We start from the raw sequence: 15,989 nt of genomic DNA on the forward strand, positions 1-15,989 counted from the left end.
AGAGGGTTAGGGTGAGGGGTAATGGAATTTCCGGAGAACTATCATGACCCCATTATTGGCGCTCAACGGCATTACTAAGGTTTTCCCTGGTGTGCGCGCCCTTGAGAACGTGCAGCTTGAGCTCTGGCCCGGCAAAGTCACCGCATTGATCGGTGAAAACGGCGCGGGCAAATCGACGCTGGTCAAAGTGATGACCGGCATTTACCAGCCCGACGCGGGCGAAATCCTCTATAAAGCGATCCCCATTCAGCTGCCGACCCCCGACTCGGCGCATAAGGTGGGCATTACCGCCATTCACCAGGAGACCGTGCTGTTCGATGAGCTGTCGGTCACCGAAAACATTTTTGTCGGCCAGTACCTCTATAAAGGCATTTTCAAAAAGCTCGACTGGCCGGAGATGCACCGCCGGGCGCAGGCGATCCTCACCCGTCTGGAGGTGCAGATTGACCCGCGCGCGACGCTGAAAACCCTGAGCATCGCCCAGCGGCATATGGTGGCGATCGCCCGGGCGCTGTCGTTTGACGCCCAGGTGGTGATCCTCGATGAACCCACCGCCGCCCTGTCCCAGCACGAAATCCTCGAGTTCTACCAGATCGTCGAACGCTTAAAGCAGGAGGGAAAAGCCATCCTGTTTATCTCCCACAAGTTCGACGAGATTTTTGAGCTGGCGGATCACTACACCATCCTGCGCGACGGCGTGTTTGTCGGCGCCGGGGCCATCAACGACATCACCGAAGAGCGGATGGTGGCGATGATGGTGGGCCGCGCGATAACCCAGACCTTCCCGAAAGTGGAATGCGAAAAAGGCGACACCGTGCTGGAGGTGAAGGATCTCTGCCATCCGACCGAGTTCGCCAGGATCTCCTTTACCCTGCGCAAAGGCGAAATCCTCGGCTTCTACGGGCTGGTGGGTGCCGGACGTACCGAACTGATGCAGGCGCTTTCCGGCGTTTCGCGCCCCTCTTCCGGCAGCATTGTGCTGAACGGTAAAGAACAGCATTTCCGCCAGCCGGCGGACGCCATCAAAGCCGGGATCGTCTGCGTGCCGGAAGAGCGCCAGAAGCAGGGGGCGATTATTGAGCTGTCGATTGCGCAGAACATCAGCCTGCCGCAGCTCAGCAAGCTCAACGCCAACGGCGTGCTGAACGACGATCGCGAGTGGCAACTGGCGGACGAATACGCCAAACGCCTGCAGGTGAAAGCCTTTAGCTGGAAACAGGCGGTGGAGACCCTTTCCGGCGGCAACCAGCAGAAAGTGGTGATCGGCAAATGGCTGGCGACCCACCCGGACGTCATCATTCTCGATGAACCGACCAAAGGGATCGATATCGGCTCCAAGGCGGCGGTGCACCAGTTTATGTCCGAGCTGGTAGGTCAGGGGCTGGCGGTGATCATGGTCTCCTCCGAACTGCCGGAAGTGATGGGCATGGCCGACAGAATTATCGTCATGCATGAAGGGTTAATGGTGGCGGAATACCAGGCGGGGGGCGCGACGGCGGAAACCATCGTCAGCGCCGCCAGCGGTGCCAGACAGGAGGCCGCATAATGGTGCAACAACTGCTTAAACACCGCGAAGCGCTGCTGGCGGCGGTGATCGTGCTGATGGTCATCGCCATCGGTACCCGCGTCCCGTCGTTTATCGCCCCGGGCAACCTGGTGGAGATGTTTAACGACACCTCGATTCTGGTCATTCTCGCTCTCGGGCAGATGATGGTGCTGCTGACCAAAGGCATCGACCTGTCGATGGCGGCAAACCTGGCCCTGACCGGGATGATTGTCGCCCTGATCAACTTTAACTATCCCGAGGTGCCGGTCTGGGTGCTGCTGATCCTGGCCACCGCTCTGGGCCTGCTGATGGGCGTCATCAACGGCCTGCTGGTGTGGAAGATGGGCATTCCTGCGATTGTGGTGACGCTCGGCACCATGAGCATCTACCGCGGGATCATCTTTTTGCTCTCCGGCGGCGGCTGGGTCAACTCTAACCAGATGGGGGCTGATTTCCTCGGCCTGCCGCGTGCGTCGGTGCTGAGCTTACCGGTACTGAGCTGGTGCGCCATTGCCGCCCTGCTGCTGGTGGGCTATTTCCTGCGCTACAGCCGCACCGGACGCGCCCTCTACACGGCGGGCGGTAACGCCACGGCGGCGTACTACACCGGGATTAACGCCGGCAAAATGCAGTTCGTCAGCTTCTGCCTCTCCGGGGCGCTGGCCGGGTTCTGCGGCTATCTGTGGATCTCGCGCTTCGCGGTGGCCTATGTCGATGTGGCGAACGGCTTTGAGCTTCAGGTGGTGGCGGCCTGCGTGATTGGCGGCATCAGCACCATGGGCGGTACGGGCCGGGTGTTAGGTTGCCTGTGCGGCGCGCTGTTCCTTGGGGTCATCAACAACGCCCTGCCGGTAATTGGCGTGTCGCCGTTCTGGCAGATGGCGATTTCCGGGACGGTGATTGTGATTGCGGTGCTGCTCAATGAACGCGGCAACAAACGCAAAGGACGGCTGATCCTGCGCGATGCGGCGCTGGCACGTCAAAAACAGGCGGTGAGATCATGAGTAAAATTATGACGTCTGAAGAGATCAAAAATACGCCCGCTGCGTCGGGCATTTTCCAGCGCCTGCTGTGCTGGGAAGGTTTTCTGCTGGCGGTCACCCTGGCCGTGTTCGTGGTCAACGCGCTGGCCTCCCCTTACTTCCTTAATATCTGGAACCTGTCGGACGCCACGTTCAACTTCACCGAGAAAGCGATCATCGTGCTGCCCATGGCGATGCTGATTATCGCCCGTGAAATTGATCTGTCGGTGGCCTCCACCATCGCGCTCAGCTCCACGGTGATGGGCTTTTGCGCGGCCGCCGGGCTGGATACGCCGTTGCTGGTCTGCGTGGGATTAGGCGTGGGCCTGCTGTGCGGGCTGTTCAACGGTCTGCTGGTGACCCGCTTCAACCTGTCGTCGATTGTCATCACCATCGGCACCATGAGCCTCTATCGCGGCATCACCTACATCCTGCTGGGCGACCAGGCGTTAAACACCTGGCCGGAGAGCTTCGCCTGGTTTGGCCAGGGATACGTCTGGGGTGCGCTGTCGTTTGAGTTCGCGCTGTTTATCGTGCTGGGGGCGGTGTTCGCCTTCGTGCTGCACAAAACCAACTTCGGGCGTCGCACCTACGCCATCGGCAATAACCCGACCGGGGCATGGTATTCCGGCATCAACGTCAAGCGTCACAACCTGATCCTCTTTGCCCTGGTGGGGCTGATGGCCGGGCTGGCCTCGGTGCTGCTCACCTCGCGTCTGGGCAGTACCCGCCCGACCATTGCGATGGGCTGGGAGCTGGCGGTGGTGACCATGGCGGTGCTCGGCGGGGTCAATATTCTCGGCGGTTCCGGCAGCATGGTGGGCGTGATTATCGCCGCCTTCCTGATGGGGCTGGTCACCTTCGGCCTGAGCCTGCTCAACGTGCCGGGCATCGTGATGTCGGTGATTATCGGCGCGATGCTGATTGTGGTGATCTCCCTGCCGATCATCACCCGCCGGATTATGCAGCGAAGACGGATCTAAATGCCGGGTGGCACTGCGTTTACCCGGCCTACGAACCGTAGGCCCGTGCAAGCGCAGCGCCGCCGGGCATAAAAATCACCGTAATTAAGGAGAATTATCATGAGCTTTATGTTGGCGCTGCCGAAAATCAGCCTGCACGGCGCAGGCGCAATCGGCGATATGGTTAAGCTGGTGGCGAACAAACAGTGGGGCACCGCGCTGATTGTCACCGACGGTCAGCTGGTGAAAATGGGCCTGCTCGACAGCCTGTTTACCGCCCTCGACGCGCAGCAGATGTCTTATCACCTGTTCGACGCGGTGTTCCCGAACCCGACGGAAGCGCTGGTGCAGCAGGGCTTTGCCGCGTTCCAGGATGGGCAGTGTGATTACATTATTGCCTTCGGCGGCGGCAGCCCGATCGACACCGCCAAGGCGATTAAGATCCTCACCGCCAATCCTGGTCCGTCTACCGCTTACTCCGGCGTCGGCAAAGTGCTCAACCCCGGCGTGCCGCTGGTGGCGATCAACACCACTGCAGGCACGGCGGCAGAGATGACCAGCAACGCGGTGATCATCGATTCGGCGCGTCAGGTCAAAGAGGTGATCATCGACCCGAACATTATCCCGGACATTGCCGTGGATGACGCCAGCGTGATGCTCGATATTCCGGCCGCCGTGACGGCAGCCACCGGCATGGATGCCCTGACCCACGCCATCGAGGCCTATGTCTCCGTCGGCGCCCACCCGCTCACCGACGCCAACGCGCTGGAGGCGATTCGCCTCATCGCCCACTGGCTGCCGGAGGCGGTCAACAACGGCCACAACCTCGTGGCGCGGGAGCAGATGGCCTTCGGCCAGTATCTGGCGGGGATGGCCTTTAACAGCGCCGGTCTGGGGCTGGTGCATGCCCTGGCCCATCAGCCAGGCGCCACGCATAACCTGCCGCACGGCGTCTGCAACGCCATCCTGCTGCCGATCATCGAAAACTTTAACCGCCCTAACGCCGTGGAACGCTTTGCCCGCGTGGCGCAGGCGATGGGCGTGGATACCCGCGACATGAGCGACGAAGCCGCCAGCATGGAGGCGATCAACGCCATTCGCGCCCTGAGCACCCGCGTCGGGATCCCGTCCGGCTTCAGCAAGCTGGGCGTGACCAAAGCCGATATCGAAGGCTGGCTCGACAAAGCCCTCGCCGATCCTTGCGCCCCCTGCAACCCGCGCAGCGCCAGCCGCGACGAGGTGCGCGAACTCTATCTGGAGGCATTATGATCCGCAAAGCCTTTGTGATGCAGGTGAACCCTGACGCTCATGAGGAGTACGAACGTCGCCACAACCCGATCTGGCCCGAGCTGGAAGCGGTGCTGAAAGACCACGGCGCGCACCACTACGCCATCTGGCTCGATAAAGAGCGTAACCTGCTGTTTGCCACGGTGGAGATTGAATCGGAAGAGCGCTGGAATGCGGTGGCGAATACCGATGTCTGCCAGCGCTGGTGGAAATATATGGGAGAAGTGATGCCCTCTAACCCGGATAACAGCCCGGTGAGCGCCGGGCTGAAAGAGGTGTTTTACCTGGCCTGATGTGTTAACGCTGCCGCGCTCGCGGCAGCGATCTCCCGCTTACCGCTCAACGTAAACGCCGACACCAGCGTAATCGCCAGCACAAAACAGCCCAGCATCAGATAGGTATCCTGGAAGCCGATCCGGTCATACATATTCCCGGCAAAGGCGGAGAGGAAAATCGCCGCCAGCTGCTTGGCAAAGTTAAAGCCAATCAGGTAGATGGTCGCTGACAGCCGGGTATCGAACACCCCGGTGATGTACTTAAATGCGCCCACCAGCAGGAAAGGCACTTCCAGCGCGTGCAGCATCTTCAGGGCTACCACTTCCACGGCGGTGGTGGCAAATGATGACCCGATAATGCGCGTTGCCATAATCAGTCCGGCAATCAGCAGCGTATTTTTCGCACCAATGCGGTTAATGATCCACGGCGAGCAGAACATGATGATGGCGTTACAGATTTCGCCCGCGGTGGTCGCAAAACCAAACGCCCGCGTGCCCGCCTCCGGTGTGGCGAAGAAGGTTTTAAAGAAGGTGGCGAACTGCTGATCGAAGACGTCATACACGCAGGCCACGCCAATCACGTACAGAATGAACATCCACATTTTGCGCTGGCGGAACAGGTTAATCACCGTTCTGACGGTGATCTGCGGCTGGTTAGCGCCTAATGCGTTCATCACCTGGGCGGTCTGGTTGGGCTTCGGTTTTGCCACCACCAACAATACCATCAGCACCAGCGCCGCGGCGGACCCCATCCAGAACACATACGAAGGATCGATGCCGAACAGGATGCCGCCCGTCGAGGCGCACAGCCCCCAGCCCAGGCAACCGAACATGCGCGCCTTGCCGTATTCAAAGAAGCTGTTGCGGCTTACGCGCTCGATGTAGGCCTCGATAGCGCCCGATCCCGCCGAGAAGACAAAGCCGATATAGAGCCCGCCACTCAGCGCCCCGAGCCAGATATTGGTTTTCAGCAGCGGAGCGAAAACGTAGAGGAAGAACGGCGCGAACAGAAACAGCAGCACCGCGATGATCCACAGCAGGTGTTTTTTCAGCCCCAGCTTGTCGGACACCACGCCCAGCACCGGCTGGAACGAGATGGCGGAGAGCGAGATGCAGGAGAAGACAATCCCGGTATGGGTTTTATTCAGGCCGATGATATCCGACAGCCAGATCGGCAGGAACGGAAAGCAGGTGGCCATGATGAAGAAGTAGAGAAAGAAGAACGATCCGAAGATCCAGAAGTTCGGATTGTCTTTGTGGGTACAGGCAGTCGTGTTCATTATTTTTATCCTTAACTCAGGGCCGCTTGCCCGGCCCATTGCCCTTATACGCGTTCAACGCCAATCAGAATGGCGGTTTCCGGATCCAGAACCGGCAGCGCCAGCCCCGCCTGCATCAGCCATTCGCCGCTCACCGTTTGCGGTGCCTCCATCCAGGCCGGCAGCTTGCGCATGGTATGTCCCCCTTCGCCGGTCAGGCGGATATTGGGGTGATCCAGCAGCGTGATGCGGTACCGGGCGTTGGCCGCCAGTCCCGGCATGCGCAGCGGCATCATCAGGGTGTAATCCGGCATCGCCATCTGAGTGACAATAAACAGCCCCTGGGCCTGATCCTGGCTCACAATCCCCTGCGCCAGGGTGGTGCTGTCGGGCATATCCACGCGCCACTGGGTGCCGCGATGGATCACCTCGCGCCACTGCTTATGCAGCGCCGCATAGTGCCGGTAGCCCTCGCGCTCCTGCTCGTCTACGGCAAGCGGGTCCAGCTCCAGCCCCATATGCCCGAACAGTGCCGTCAGGCCGCGGAAAGCGATGCTGTGCTGGCGGAAGGTGGCGTGGCATTTATGATGACCGATATGCGCGCCCATCACCTCCGGTGGGAAGAAGTAGCTCATGCCGCGCTGGATGGTATTCCGTTCCAGGGCGTCGTTGTTGTCGGACGCCCAGAAGCGATGGCAGCGGGTCAGCACTTCATAGTCGATACGTCCCCCACCGGAGGAGCAGGATTCAAACTCCACGTGCGGGAAGCGCTCGCCCAGAGCATCCAGCAGGCGGTAGAACTGTCGGGTCTGGGCGTCGGCGGCGGCCTTGCCGTTATGCCCCGGCTGCACCAGCTCGCGGTTCATGTCCCACTTCACATAGTCAATCTTATGCTCACCCAGCAGCCAGCTCATCCGCTCCAGAAGGTAGTTGAAGGCGGCAGGAATGTTAAGGTTCAGCACCCACTGATGGCGTCCGGTGGCCTGTTCGTACCCCGGCAGGGCCAGCACCCAGTCCGGGTGCGCGCGGTAGAGATCGGAGTTGGGGTTAATCATCTCCGGCTCGACCCAGATACCAAACTCCATCCCGAGATCTTTCACATGGTTAATCACCGGCGTTAGGCCGTTGGGGTATTTTTGCTCGTCGAGATACCAGTCGCCCAGCGCGGCCTGGTCATTGTTACGCCCCTTAAACCAGCCATCATCAATGATAAAGCGCTCGACGCCCAGCGAAGCCGCCTCGGTGGCCATGCGCATGATGTACTCAGGATCGTGGTTGAAATAGATCCCCTCCCAGGTGTTGAGATGCACCGGGCGCGGTTTGTTCTCCGGGAAGCGAATGATGTTGCTGCGCAGATAGCGGTGGAACTGCTGGCTCATGCCGTTCAGCCCTTGCGCGGAGTAGCTGGCGTAGAGGCGTGGCGTCCAGAGGGTTTCGCCCTCGCTAATCGCCATCTCACCCGGCAGATAAAGCGCTTCGGCCTGCAGATAGCGACGGCCATCGGTTTTGGCCTCGGCGCGCAGGCGATGGTTGCCGCTCCAGCCCAGATGCACGCCCCAGACGTCGCCCTGCATTTCGCTAAAGCCCGGCGTGCCGCTAATCAGCGCCGGGAAATGTTCGTGGGAGGTTTTCCCCCGGCGGTTTTCGAGAACAAAGCTGTCGTGCTCCAGCAGCAGGCGATGCGGCTGGAACTCGCGGATCCAGCGGCCATGAAACGCCATCACTTCCCGGGCGCGTTCCGCCAACGGCAGGGTGACGGCCAGGCGCTCAACCTGCCACGGCTGGCTTTTGAGATTGGTCAGGCCGTGACGAACAGCCAGCACGCCGCTGTCATCGAGGGCAATCTCGCTGGTCAGACGCAGACCGGCGTTTTGGTCTTCGGCGGTTAGGGTCAGGGTTTGCCCCTGCTGCGATACCGCAACGGTACTGAACTTCGGCGAACCATCCAGCCCCTGGCGGTGGCCTTCAATGCCCGGCGCGCCAAACAGGCCGTGGGCCAGCTCCGCCATCAGTGTAACCGGCGAGTCAACGTCCAGTCTGCCGTTGGCAACCGGGCGGGAAAGCGTGGCCGCATCCTGCGGCGAAAAGTGGCGAAGGTGGGGTCCCCAGTAAAGAATTTCGGCGAACGGGTGGGTTTTGATCACCACATCCACCGTTTCGCTCGCCAGTCGTAAAATAGCCTCTTGCATCGGACATCTCCTGTCATCGGGATATCCTGAGTTTTGATCCGAAACGTTTCGGATACAAACCAAAACGTTTCGGTTTTGTGATCGGCTTTAGAAATTGGGGAAAATTATGCCGTCTGGCCCGGAGAGAATTCCGGCTGCCACAGCACCTGCAGCTGGCTGAGTTCGCCGCCGTTAATCAGCTGCAGCACCATGTCGGCAATCTGCTTGCCCACCCCCTGACGAGTGGACTGGATCACCGCCGCCACGTCGATATCGACAATGCTGTCCTGCGGCAGGCCATCGTAGACCACCAGCGATACGGCGTGCTCGCCGGTTAAACGCCCCATCTGCGCCAGCGCCATCGCCGCGCCATCGCCGTGGGTGTTGCAGTCGGTGACGATCGCCGTCGGCGGGACATCCAGCGCCAGCAGTTCCTGCGTGGTGGTGTAGCCCGCGCGGCGTGAAGGCGGCATGGTGCGCAGCCATTCGCTGGAGAGCCCCGCCTCTTTCAGGGCAGCAAGGTAGCCCTGACGGCGCTGGGTGATGAACGCCTGATTGTGGCTTTCCCCCAGGTAGGCGATGCGCTGATGCCCGCGCGCAATCAGACGCTGGGCGGCGGTGTGGGTGCCCGCATAGTTATCAAAATCAAACCAGGCGTAGGGCTCCGGCAGATGGCTACGACCGAGCGCCAGGAAGGGGAACCCGGCGGCCTGCAGCTGTTCGAGACGCGGATCGTTATCGAGCGTGTGCGCCACAATCAGCGCATCCACGCGACGGCTTTGCACCATGCGCATATAGCTGTGCTTGTCGGCCAGGTCGTCGTCGGCAATCAGTAGTAAGTCGATCTCATGTCGCGCTAACTCGTGGCTAATTTCGCCGACCATCTCCATAAAAACGCTGTTATTGAGCGGAACGGGATGCACCGGAAAGACCAGCCCCACGGCGTCGATCTTGCCCATCTTCAAGCGGCGGGCAAGGGTGTTCGGGCGATAGCCACGTCGCTGCGCTTCGGCCTCCACGCGGGCGCGCGTCTCGCTGGAAACGTCAAAATAGCCGTTGAGGGCGCGGCTTACCGTCGTTACCGACAGTCCCAGTTCTTTAGCAATGGCTTTAAGCGACATGATTATCCGTGTCTTTGGGTATTAGTTTTGTTCCGACACCATGAGCGCATAGGTATCGGGCTCAAGGGCTTTGAAGATGTGCGCCTGGTCGGCAGGATAGCAAATATAGTCCCCCTGCCCCAGCTCCTCGGGTGCGTCGATCAGGCCAATCAGCGCCCGCCCCTTCATCACAATAATATGTTCGACCGAACCCGGCGGGTGCGGATGCGAGATACGGTCGGCGCCGGGCTGGGCCATCAGAATGTAGATATCGCGTCGGGCCCCCGGCGGGCAGGCCGCCAGTAAAATTGCCTCATAGTTTGCCTGTTCAGCCACCACTTTGGTGCCTTCGCCGAGGCGGATAACCTGGGTGGCAGGCTGATGGGGTTCAAGCAAACGGGCAAAGGGGATATCCAGCGCCACGCACAGCGACCACAGGGTTTCGAGGCTGGGATTGCCGTTGCCGGACTCCAGCTGCGAGAGTGTGGATTTGGCGATCCCGGCACGACGGGCAATTTCCGCCAGTGAAAGCCCGGTTCGCATGCGTTCTCGCACCAGACTTTTGGCGATCACGCTAATTGGCTGCGTCATAAAACGGCCTCTTTTACTGTTATATCGAACGAATCGTTCATCTTGATAAACGAATTTATTGCGTTCATTATAATGGATACTCGTTCGATATGGCTAAATTTGTATGAAACACTCTCTCTCAAGTCTTAAAGGCGACACCATCAAAGCGATTATTCTGGTGTGCCTGGCGGTGGGGGTCGTGGGGATGTCCTACGGCTCGCTGGCGATGGCGTATGGCTTTCCGCTGTGGGTGCCGTTTGTGCTCTCCATTTCGGTGCTGGCGGGCGCGTCGGAATTTATGTTTATCGGCATTGTTGCCAGCGGCGGCAATCCGCTTGCCGCTGCGGCGGCCGGGCTACTGGTCAATGCCCGCCATGTGCCCTTTGGCGTAACGGTGCGCGAGCTGGTCGGCAAGCGCGGCGCCAGCTTGCTGGGCTGCCACATTATGAACGACGAAAGCGTGGTGTTTGGCCTGTCGCAAAAAACGCCGGAACAGCGCAAGGCCGCCTACTGGCTCTGCGGTCTGGGCGTGGCAATCATCTGGCCGCTGGGCACACTGCTGGGGGCGATGGTCGGCAAGCTGCTGCCCGACCCGGAAACCATCGGGCTGGATGCGGTATTCCCGGCCATTTTGCTGGCCTTAGTGGTGCCCGCCTTTAAGAACCGCACGACGCTTATCCGCGCCTGTAGCGGTGCGGCGCTGTCGCTGGCCGCGGTTCCCTTTGCGCCGGTGGGCCTGCCGGTGTTGCTCTCTCTGCTTGGCCTTGCGACGAGGAAGAAATAATGGAAAACATGACCGTCTTTATTCTCGGCATTGCCCTGCTCTCTGCGGGCACCTATCTGATGCGTCTCGGTGGAGCAAAACTGGGCAGCCGGTTAGCGCTGTCGGAACGCTCCCAGGCGCTGCTCTCGGATGCGGCAACGGTACTGCTGTTTTCGGTGGCGCTGGCGACCACCTTCTACGAAGGGGAACATTTTGCCGGAATGGCGCGGGTGTTGGGCGTGGCGTTTGCGGTATTCCTCGCCTGGCGCAAAGTACCGTTGATTTTCGTGATCGTGGCGGCGGCAGTGGTGACGGCGCTGTTACGCCTGGCGGGCATAAACTAAAAAAGCGCCCCGGGGGCGCTCTTTCGACAGATGCTTTGTGCTTATTTGCTCAGTTCAGCGGTCATGTGTACACGGTTACCGGTGAAAGCCTGAGTAATGGTGTAAGACGATGCACCAGCCTGCTGAGCCTGTGCGGCAATTTTCGCTTCTGCGCCGTCAATGGTGCTGGCAGATGCGGTGACAGTCTGAGCAGCGAAAGAACCGAAAGAAGTAGCCAGAGCGATAACAGCGACAAAAGTTTTGATGTTTTTCATGATAGAGACCCTTGCGATAAGTTGTTTGTTGTAAGGCGTTGTGCCTTGATGTGATAAATAATAGGCCTCATCACCGACAACTGATAGCGGAAGGATTTGCTAATATCATTCAAAATTACTGATCAACAATCAGGCGTTGCGGATGGGTATATACCGTGGCTTTTCCTGGCTTGCAGAAACCCACCAGCGTCAGGTTGCAGCGCTCGGCCACCTCAACCGCCAGGGTGGTAGCTGCGGATACCGCAAACAGGATCTCCACGCCGCACATCGCCGCTTTTTGCACCATCTCATAGCTTGCCCGGCTGGAGACCAGCGCGGCCCCCTGCTGCCAGACGGCGCTTTCGCCAGCCCGTCGGCCCAGCAGCTTGTCCAGCGCCACGTGGCGTCCGACATCTTCGTGCCCGCCCGCAATTTCGCCCGACGGCAGTACCCAGGCGGCGGCGTGGGTACACCCGCTCAGGTTCCCTACCGGCTGTACCGAGTTAAGATTTTGCAGCGCAATATTGAGGTTGGTCAGTGTAAAGGTCTGGGTGAAGGGCAGCGGCGCGATGGGTTTGCCGATGTCGTTCAACTGCTCCACACCGCAAACCCCGCAGCCGGTCCGCCCGGCCAGCGCGCGGCGACGCTCCTTGAGGGCCATAAAGCGTCGGCTGGAGAGCTCGATTTGCACTTCCATGCCGTTGCAGACCGGGACCACATCCATCCCGTAGATCTCCTGCGGGTGGTCGATAATCCCTTCCGAGAGGGAAAAACCGAGGGCAAACAGGGGCAGATCTTTTGGCGAAGCCATCATCACGACGTGCGAGATACCGTTATAAACCAGCGCCACAGGCACTTCCTGCGCCAGCCAGTCCGCAATGGGTTGATTGAGCTGCGGGGGTCTGCGCACCTCACAGGTCACAACGCCGACGGGCTGGGAGGGGGTATCTCGGTTCTCTTTTGACACGACTTCATTCCTGGGCAACTTCGCAAGTAAGGGCGCTATTGCACCACAAATAGCGGGACTTCGCGCCGGAGATGGATCAATTTTTCAGTAGAGCAACTGTCAGGCGGCGTTACTCCCTGTGGGGGAGCCCGTTGAGCGGGTTGCTACAGCCTTGTAACACGCAGGGTTAATAAAGTGATTTAGTTCACATTTTTAAATTAGCACGCTTAGATTTCGTTCACGTTGTTTTAACTCCATTCAAACAAGCCTACCGACAATGTGGTATTCTGAGCCATATCCCTCGCGGAATTGAGGGAATAAAAGATCCCATCCCTTTCCGGTTATTTTGTAACCGTAAAGTAAAACTATATGCACCTGAATAATGCGCGTTGCAGGTAAGCAGCAAAACGCACCTGCGACACGCCCTGTAAAAGGTGGCAATGTCGAAACAAGGAGTGACCCATGCAGGTCAGCAGAAGGCAGTTCTTTAAGATCTGCGCTGGCGGTATGGCAGGCACCACGGCAGCAGCACTGGGCTTTGCGCCCGGCGTCGCGCTGGCGGAAACACGGCAGTACAAACTGCTGCGCACCCGCGAAACCCGTAATACCTGTACGTACTGCTCCGTCGGTTGTGGGCTGTTAATGTATAGCCTCGGCGACGGTGCGAAAAACGCCAAAGCATCTATTTTCCATATCGAAGGCGACCCGGATCACCCGGTTAACCGCGGCGCGCTGTGCCCGAAAGGGGCAGGTCTGGTGGACTTCATCCACTCGGAAAGCCGTCTGAAATTCCCGGAATATCGCGCTCCTGGCTCCGACAAATGGCAGCAAATTAGCTGGGAAGAGGCATTCGATCGCATCGCTAAGCTCATGAAGCAAGACCGCGATGCCAACTTCATGGCGCAAAACGCCGAAGGCACCACCGTCAACCGCTGGCTCTCCACCGGCATGCTGTGTGCGTCTGCCTCCAGTAACGAAACAGGCTATTTAACGCAGAAATTCACGCGCGCACTCGGTATGCTCGCGGTCGACAACCAGGCGCGTGTCTGACACGGACCAACGGTAGCAAGTCTTGCTCCAACATTTGGTCGCGGTGCGATGACCAACCACTGGGTCGACATGAAAAACGCCAACCTCATCGTTGTGATGGGTGGGAACGCGGCAGAAGCGCATCCGGTGGGATTCCGCTGGGCGATGGAAGCCAAAATCCACAATGGCGCGAAGCTGATTGTCGTCGATCCGCGTTTCACGCGTACGGCGTCGGTTGCCGACTTCTATGCTCCAATTCGTTCCGGTACTGACATTACCTTCCTGTCAGGCGTATTGCTGTACCTGCTGACTAACGAAAAATATAACCGTGAATACACCGAGGCCTACACCAACGCCAGCCTGATCGTGCGTGAGGATTACAGCTTCGACGACGGCCTGTTCAGCGGCTATGACGCGCAGGCACGCAAGTACGACAGAACCAGCTGGAACTATGAGCTGGATGAAAACGGCTTTGCGAAACGCGATACCACCCTGCAACATCCGCGCTGCGTGTGGAACCTGCTGAAAACGCACGTCTCCCGCTATACGCCGGAGATGGTCGAGACCATCTGTGGTACGCCGAAGGCCGACTTCCTGAAGGTGTGCGAGTACATCGCCGAAACCAGCGCTCACGACAAAACCGCGTCGTTCCTCTATGCCCTGGGCTGGACGCAGCACTCCGTCGGCGCGCAGAACATCCGTACCATGGCAATGGTGCAGCTGCTGCTCGGCAACATGGGGATGGCAGGCGGCGGCGTTAACGCCCTGCGCGGTCACTCCAACATTCAGGGCCTGACCGATCTCGGCCTGCTGTCGCAAAGCCTGCCGGGCTACATGAACCTGCCGAGCGAGAAACAGACCGATCTTCAGACCTACCTGACGGCCAGCACGCCTAAGCCGCTGCTGGAAGGCCAGGTTAACTACTGGAGCAACTACCCGAAATTCTTCGTCTCGATGATGAAGGCTTTCTATGGGGATAAAGCCACAGCCGAGAACAGCTGGGGCTTTGACTGGTTGCCGAAGTGGGATAAAGGTTACGACGTCCTGCAGTACTTCGAGATGATGAACCAGGGCAAGGTCAACGGCTATCTGTGCCAGGGCTTTAACCCTGTGGCCTCGTTCCCGAACAAGAACAAGGTTGTGGCGTCGCTGTCGAAGCTGAAGTTCCTGGTGACCATTGACCCACTCAACACCGAAACCTCGACCTTCTGGCAGAACCACGGCGAGTCGAACGACGTTGATCCGTCGAAGATCCAGACCGAAGTGTTCCGTCTGCCCTCCACCTGCTTCGCGGAAGAGAACGGCTCTATCGTTAACTCCGGTCGCTGGCTGCAGTGGCACTGGAAAGGTGCGGACGCCCCGGGTATCGCCATGAACGACGGCGAGATCCTGGCCGGTATCTTCTTGCGTATGCGTAAGATGTACGCGGCTGAAGGCGGCGCTAATCCGGAGCCGGTGCTGAACATGACCTGGAACTACGCGACGCCGGAAAATCCGCAGCCAGAAGAAGTGGCGATGGAGAGCAACGGCAAGGCGCTGGCGGACGTCATCGACCCGGCCACCGGCACCGTGCTGGCGAAGAAAGGGGATCAGCTCAGCACCTTCGCCCACCTGCGCGATGACGGCACCACCTCCAGCGGCTGCTGGATCTTCGCCGGTAGCTGGACGCCGAAAGGCAACCAGATGGCCAACCGCGATAACGCCGACCCGTCGGGCCTCGGCAATACGCTGGGCTGGGCATGGGCGTGGCCGCTGAACCGCCGCATTCTCTATAACCGTGCCTCCGCAGACCCGCAGGGCAAGCCGTGGGATCCGAAGCGTCAGCTGCTGAAGTGGGACGGCGCGAAGTGGGGCGGCGTGGATATTCCGGACTACAGCGCCGCCGCACCGGGCAGCGATGTCGGGCCGTTTATCATGCAGCCGGAAGGGATGGGCCGCCTGTTTGCCATCGATAAGATGGCGGAAGGGCCGTTCCCGGAACACTACGAGCCGTTTGAGACGCCACTGGGCACTAACCCGCTGCACCCGAACGTGATCTCTAACCCGGCCGCCCGAATCTTTAAGGGCGATCTTGAAGCGCTGGGTAAAAAGGACAAGTTCCCGTACGTGGGCACCACCTACCGTCTGACCGAGCACTTCCACTACTGGACCAAGCATGCGCTGCTCAACGCTATCGCGCAGCCGGAACAGTTCGTGGAGATCGGCGAGAAGCTGGCGAACAAGCTTGGCATCGTTCAGGGCGATACCGTAAAGGTCTCCTCCAACCGCGGCTATATCAAGGCCAAAGCGGTGGTGACCAAGCGTATTCGCACCCTGAACGTTCACGGGCAACAGGTGGACACCATCGGTATCCCGATCCACTGGGGTTACGAAGGGGTGGCGAAGAAAGGGTTTATTGCCAACACCCTGACGCCTTTCGTCGGCGATGCGAACACGCAGACGCCGGAGTTTAAGGCCTTCCTCGTGAACGTGGAAAAGGTGTAAC

14 protein-coding genes are annotated in these 15,989 nt (G+C 59.5%); 8 read left to right on the forward strand and 6 right to left on the reverse strand.

The window, feature by feature from the left end:
• The first annotated feature begins 43 nt into the window (after positions 1–43).
• From FFB58_RS20835 to rhaM, 5 genes are all read left to right on the forward strand, one after another.
• On the forward strand, positions 44–1,546 hold the full coding sequence (locus tag FFB58_RS20835) for a sugar ABC transporter ATP-binding protein (RefSeq protein WP_039032156.1): 1,503 nt from the start codon (positions 44–46) through the stop codon (positions 1,544–1,546).
• A complete protein-coding gene (locus FFB58_RS20840; protein WP_138370903.1) occupies positions 1,546–2,550 on the forward strand; it encodes an ABC transporter permease in 1,005 nt (334 codons plus the stop codon). The genes FFB58_RS20835 and FFB58_RS20840 overlap by 1 nt, the downstream gene beginning before the upstream one ends.
• A complete protein-coding gene (locus FFB58_RS20845; RefSeq protein ID WP_039032158.1) occupies positions 2,547–3,551 on the forward strand; it encodes an ABC transporter permease in 1,005 nt (334 codons plus the stop codon). The genes FFB58_RS20840 and FFB58_RS20845 overlap by 4 nt, the downstream gene beginning before the upstream one ends.
• 99 nt (positions 3,552–3,650) lie before the next feature.
• On the forward strand, positions 3,651–4,799 hold the full coding sequence (fucO, locus tag FFB58_RS20850) for a lactaldehyde reductase (RefSeq protein ID WP_138370904.1): 1,149 nt from the start codon (positions 3,651–3,653) through the stop codon (positions 4,797–4,799).
• Entirely contained in the window at positions 4,796–5,110 is a 315-nt protein-coding gene (gene rhaM, locus FFB58_RS20855; RefSeq protein ID WP_039032160.1) for an L-rhamnose mutarotase, read from the forward strand. The genes fucO and rhaM overlap by 4 nt, the downstream gene beginning before the upstream one ends.
• On the opposite strand, the gene FFB58_RS20860 is transcribed toward rhaM, so the two are convergent.
• From FFB58_RS20860 to FFB58_RS20875, 4 genes are all read right to left on the reverse strand, one after another.
• Entirely contained in the window at positions 5,098–6,372 is a 1,275-nt protein-coding gene (locus tag FFB58_RS20860; RefSeq protein ID WP_039032161.1) for an MFS transporter, read from the reverse strand. The genes rhaM and FFB58_RS20860 overlap by 13 nt on opposite strands.
• Positions 6,373–6,416: 44 nt before the next feature.
• Positions 6,417–8,540 (reverse strand): alpha-galactosidase, encoded by a 2,124-nt coding sequence (locus FFB58_RS20865; RefSeq protein ID WP_138370905.1) that lies wholly within the window; start codon positions 8,538–8,540, stop codon positions 6,417–6,419.
• 104 nt (positions 8,541–8,644) lie between these two features.
• A complete protein-coding gene (locus FFB58_RS20870) occupies positions 8,645–9,640 on the reverse strand; it encodes a LacI family DNA-binding transcriptional regulator (RefSeq protein WP_138370906.1) in 996 nt (331 codons plus the stop codon).
• Positions 9,641–9,661: 21 nt separating this feature from the next.
• Positions 9,662–10,210, reverse strand: coding sequence for an XRE family transcriptional regulator (locus FFB58_RS20875; RefSeq protein ID WP_039032164.1), 549 nt, complete (start codon positions 10,208–10,210; stop codon positions 9,662–9,664).
• A 103-nt stretch (positions 10,211–10,313) separates the two neighbouring features.
• Here FFB58_RS20875 and FFB58_RS20880 point away from each other — a divergent pair, with 103 nt between their 5' ends.
• A complete protein-coding gene (locus FFB58_RS20880) occupies positions 10,314–10,973 on the forward strand; it encodes an AzlC family ABC transporter permease (RefSeq protein WP_039032165.1) in 660 nt (219 codons plus the stop codon).
• The gene (locus tag FFB58_RS20885) at positions 10,973–11,296 is read left to right on the forward strand and encodes an AzlD domain-containing protein (protein ID WP_103825275.1); all 324 of its coding nucleotides are present in this window, start codon (positions 10,973–10,975) and stop codon (positions 11,294–11,296) included. Before FFB58_RS20880 ends, FFB58_RS20885 begins: the two co-directional genes overlap by 1 nt.
• Before the next feature lie 41 nt (positions 11,297–11,337).
• On the opposite strand, the gene FFB58_RS20890 is transcribed toward FFB58_RS20885, so the two are convergent.
• Both FFB58_RS20890 and fdhD read right to left on the reverse strand, forming a co-directional pair.
• On the reverse strand, positions 11,338–11,550 hold the full coding sequence (locus FFB58_RS20890; RefSeq protein ID WP_039032168.1) for a YdgH/BhsA/McbA-like domain containing protein: 213 nt from the start codon (positions 11,548–11,550) through the stop codon (positions 11,338–11,340).
• Positions 11,551–11,665: 115 nt separating this feature from the next.
• The gene (gene fdhD / locus FFB58_RS20895) at positions 11,666–12,496 is read right to left on the reverse strand and encodes a formate dehydrogenase accessory sulfurtransferase FdhD (protein ID WP_138370907.1); all 831 of its coding nucleotides are present in this window, start codon (positions 12,494–12,496) and stop codon (positions 11,666–11,668) included.
• A 441-nt stretch (positions 12,497–12,937) separates the two neighbouring features.
• Between fdhD and fdnG the strand changes: the two genes are divergently transcribed.
• Complete coding sequence (gene fdnG / locus FFB58_RS20900) at positions 12,938–15,988, forward strand: formate dehydrogenase-N subunit alpha (RefSeq protein ID WP_138370908.1); 3,051 nt, start codon at positions 12,938–12,940, stop codon at positions 15,986–15,988.
• Position 15,989: the final 1 nt, after the last annotated feature.

The organism is Enterobacter sp. MF024, from assembly GCF_005843915.1.
Taxonomy (GTDB): domain Bacteria; phylum Pseudomonadota; class Gammaproteobacteria; order Enterobacterales; family Enterobacteriaceae; genus Enterobacter; species Enterobacter barmai.

What these genes read in the sequence shown, in the direction of transcription:
- FFB58_RS20870 (WP_138370906.1), bottom strand. Translation starts at nt 9,640, where the DNA reads ATGTCGCTTAAAGCCATTGCTAAAGAACTGGGACTGTCGGTAACGACG.
- FFB58_RS20845 (WP_039032158.1), top strand. Translation starts at nt 2,547, where the DNA reads ATGAGTAAAATTATGACGTCTGAAGAGATCAAAAATACGCCCGCTGCG.
- FFB58_RS20835 (WP_039032156.1), top strand. Translation starts at nt 44, where the DNA reads ATGACCCCATTATTGGCGCTCAACGGCATTACTAAGGTTTTCCCTGGT.
- FFB58_RS20875 (WP_039032164.1), bottom strand. Translation starts at nt 10,210, where the DNA reads ATGACGCAGCCAATTAGCGTGATCGCCAAAAGTCTGGTGCGAGAACGC.
- FFB58_RS20865 (WP_138370905.1), bottom strand. Translation starts at nt 8,540, where the DNA reads ATGCAAGAGGCTATTTTACGACTGGCGAGCGAAACGGTGGATGTGGTG.
- FFB58_RS20840 (WP_138370903.1), top strand. Translation starts at nt 1,546, where the DNA reads ATGGTGCAACAACTGCTTAAACACCGCGAAGCGCTGCTGGCGGCGGTG.
- FFB58_RS20880 (WP_039032165.1), top strand. Translation starts at nt 10,314, where the DNA reads ATGAAACACTCTCTCTCAAGTCTTAAAGGCGACACCATCAAAGCGATT.
- rhaM (WP_039032160.1), top strand. Translation starts at nt 4,796, where the DNA reads ATGATCCGCAAAGCCTTTGTGATGCAGGTGAACCCTGACGCTCATGAG.
- fucO (WP_138370904.1), top strand. Translation starts at nt 3,651, where the DNA reads ATGAGCTTTATGTTGGCGCTGCCGAAAATCAGCCTGCACGGCGCAGGC.
- FFB58_RS20860 (WP_039032161.1), bottom strand. Translation starts at nt 6,372, where the DNA reads ATGAACACGACTGCCTGTACCCACAAAGACAATCCGAACTTCTGGATC.
- FFB58_RS20890 (WP_039032168.1), bottom strand. Translation starts at nt 11,550, where the DNA reads ATGAAAAACATCAAAACTTTTGTCGCTGTTATCGCTCTGGCTACTTCT.
- FFB58_RS20885 (WP_103825275.1), top strand. Translation starts at nt 10,973, where the DNA reads ATGGAAAACATGACCGTCTTTATTCTCGGCATTGCCCTGCTCTCTGCG.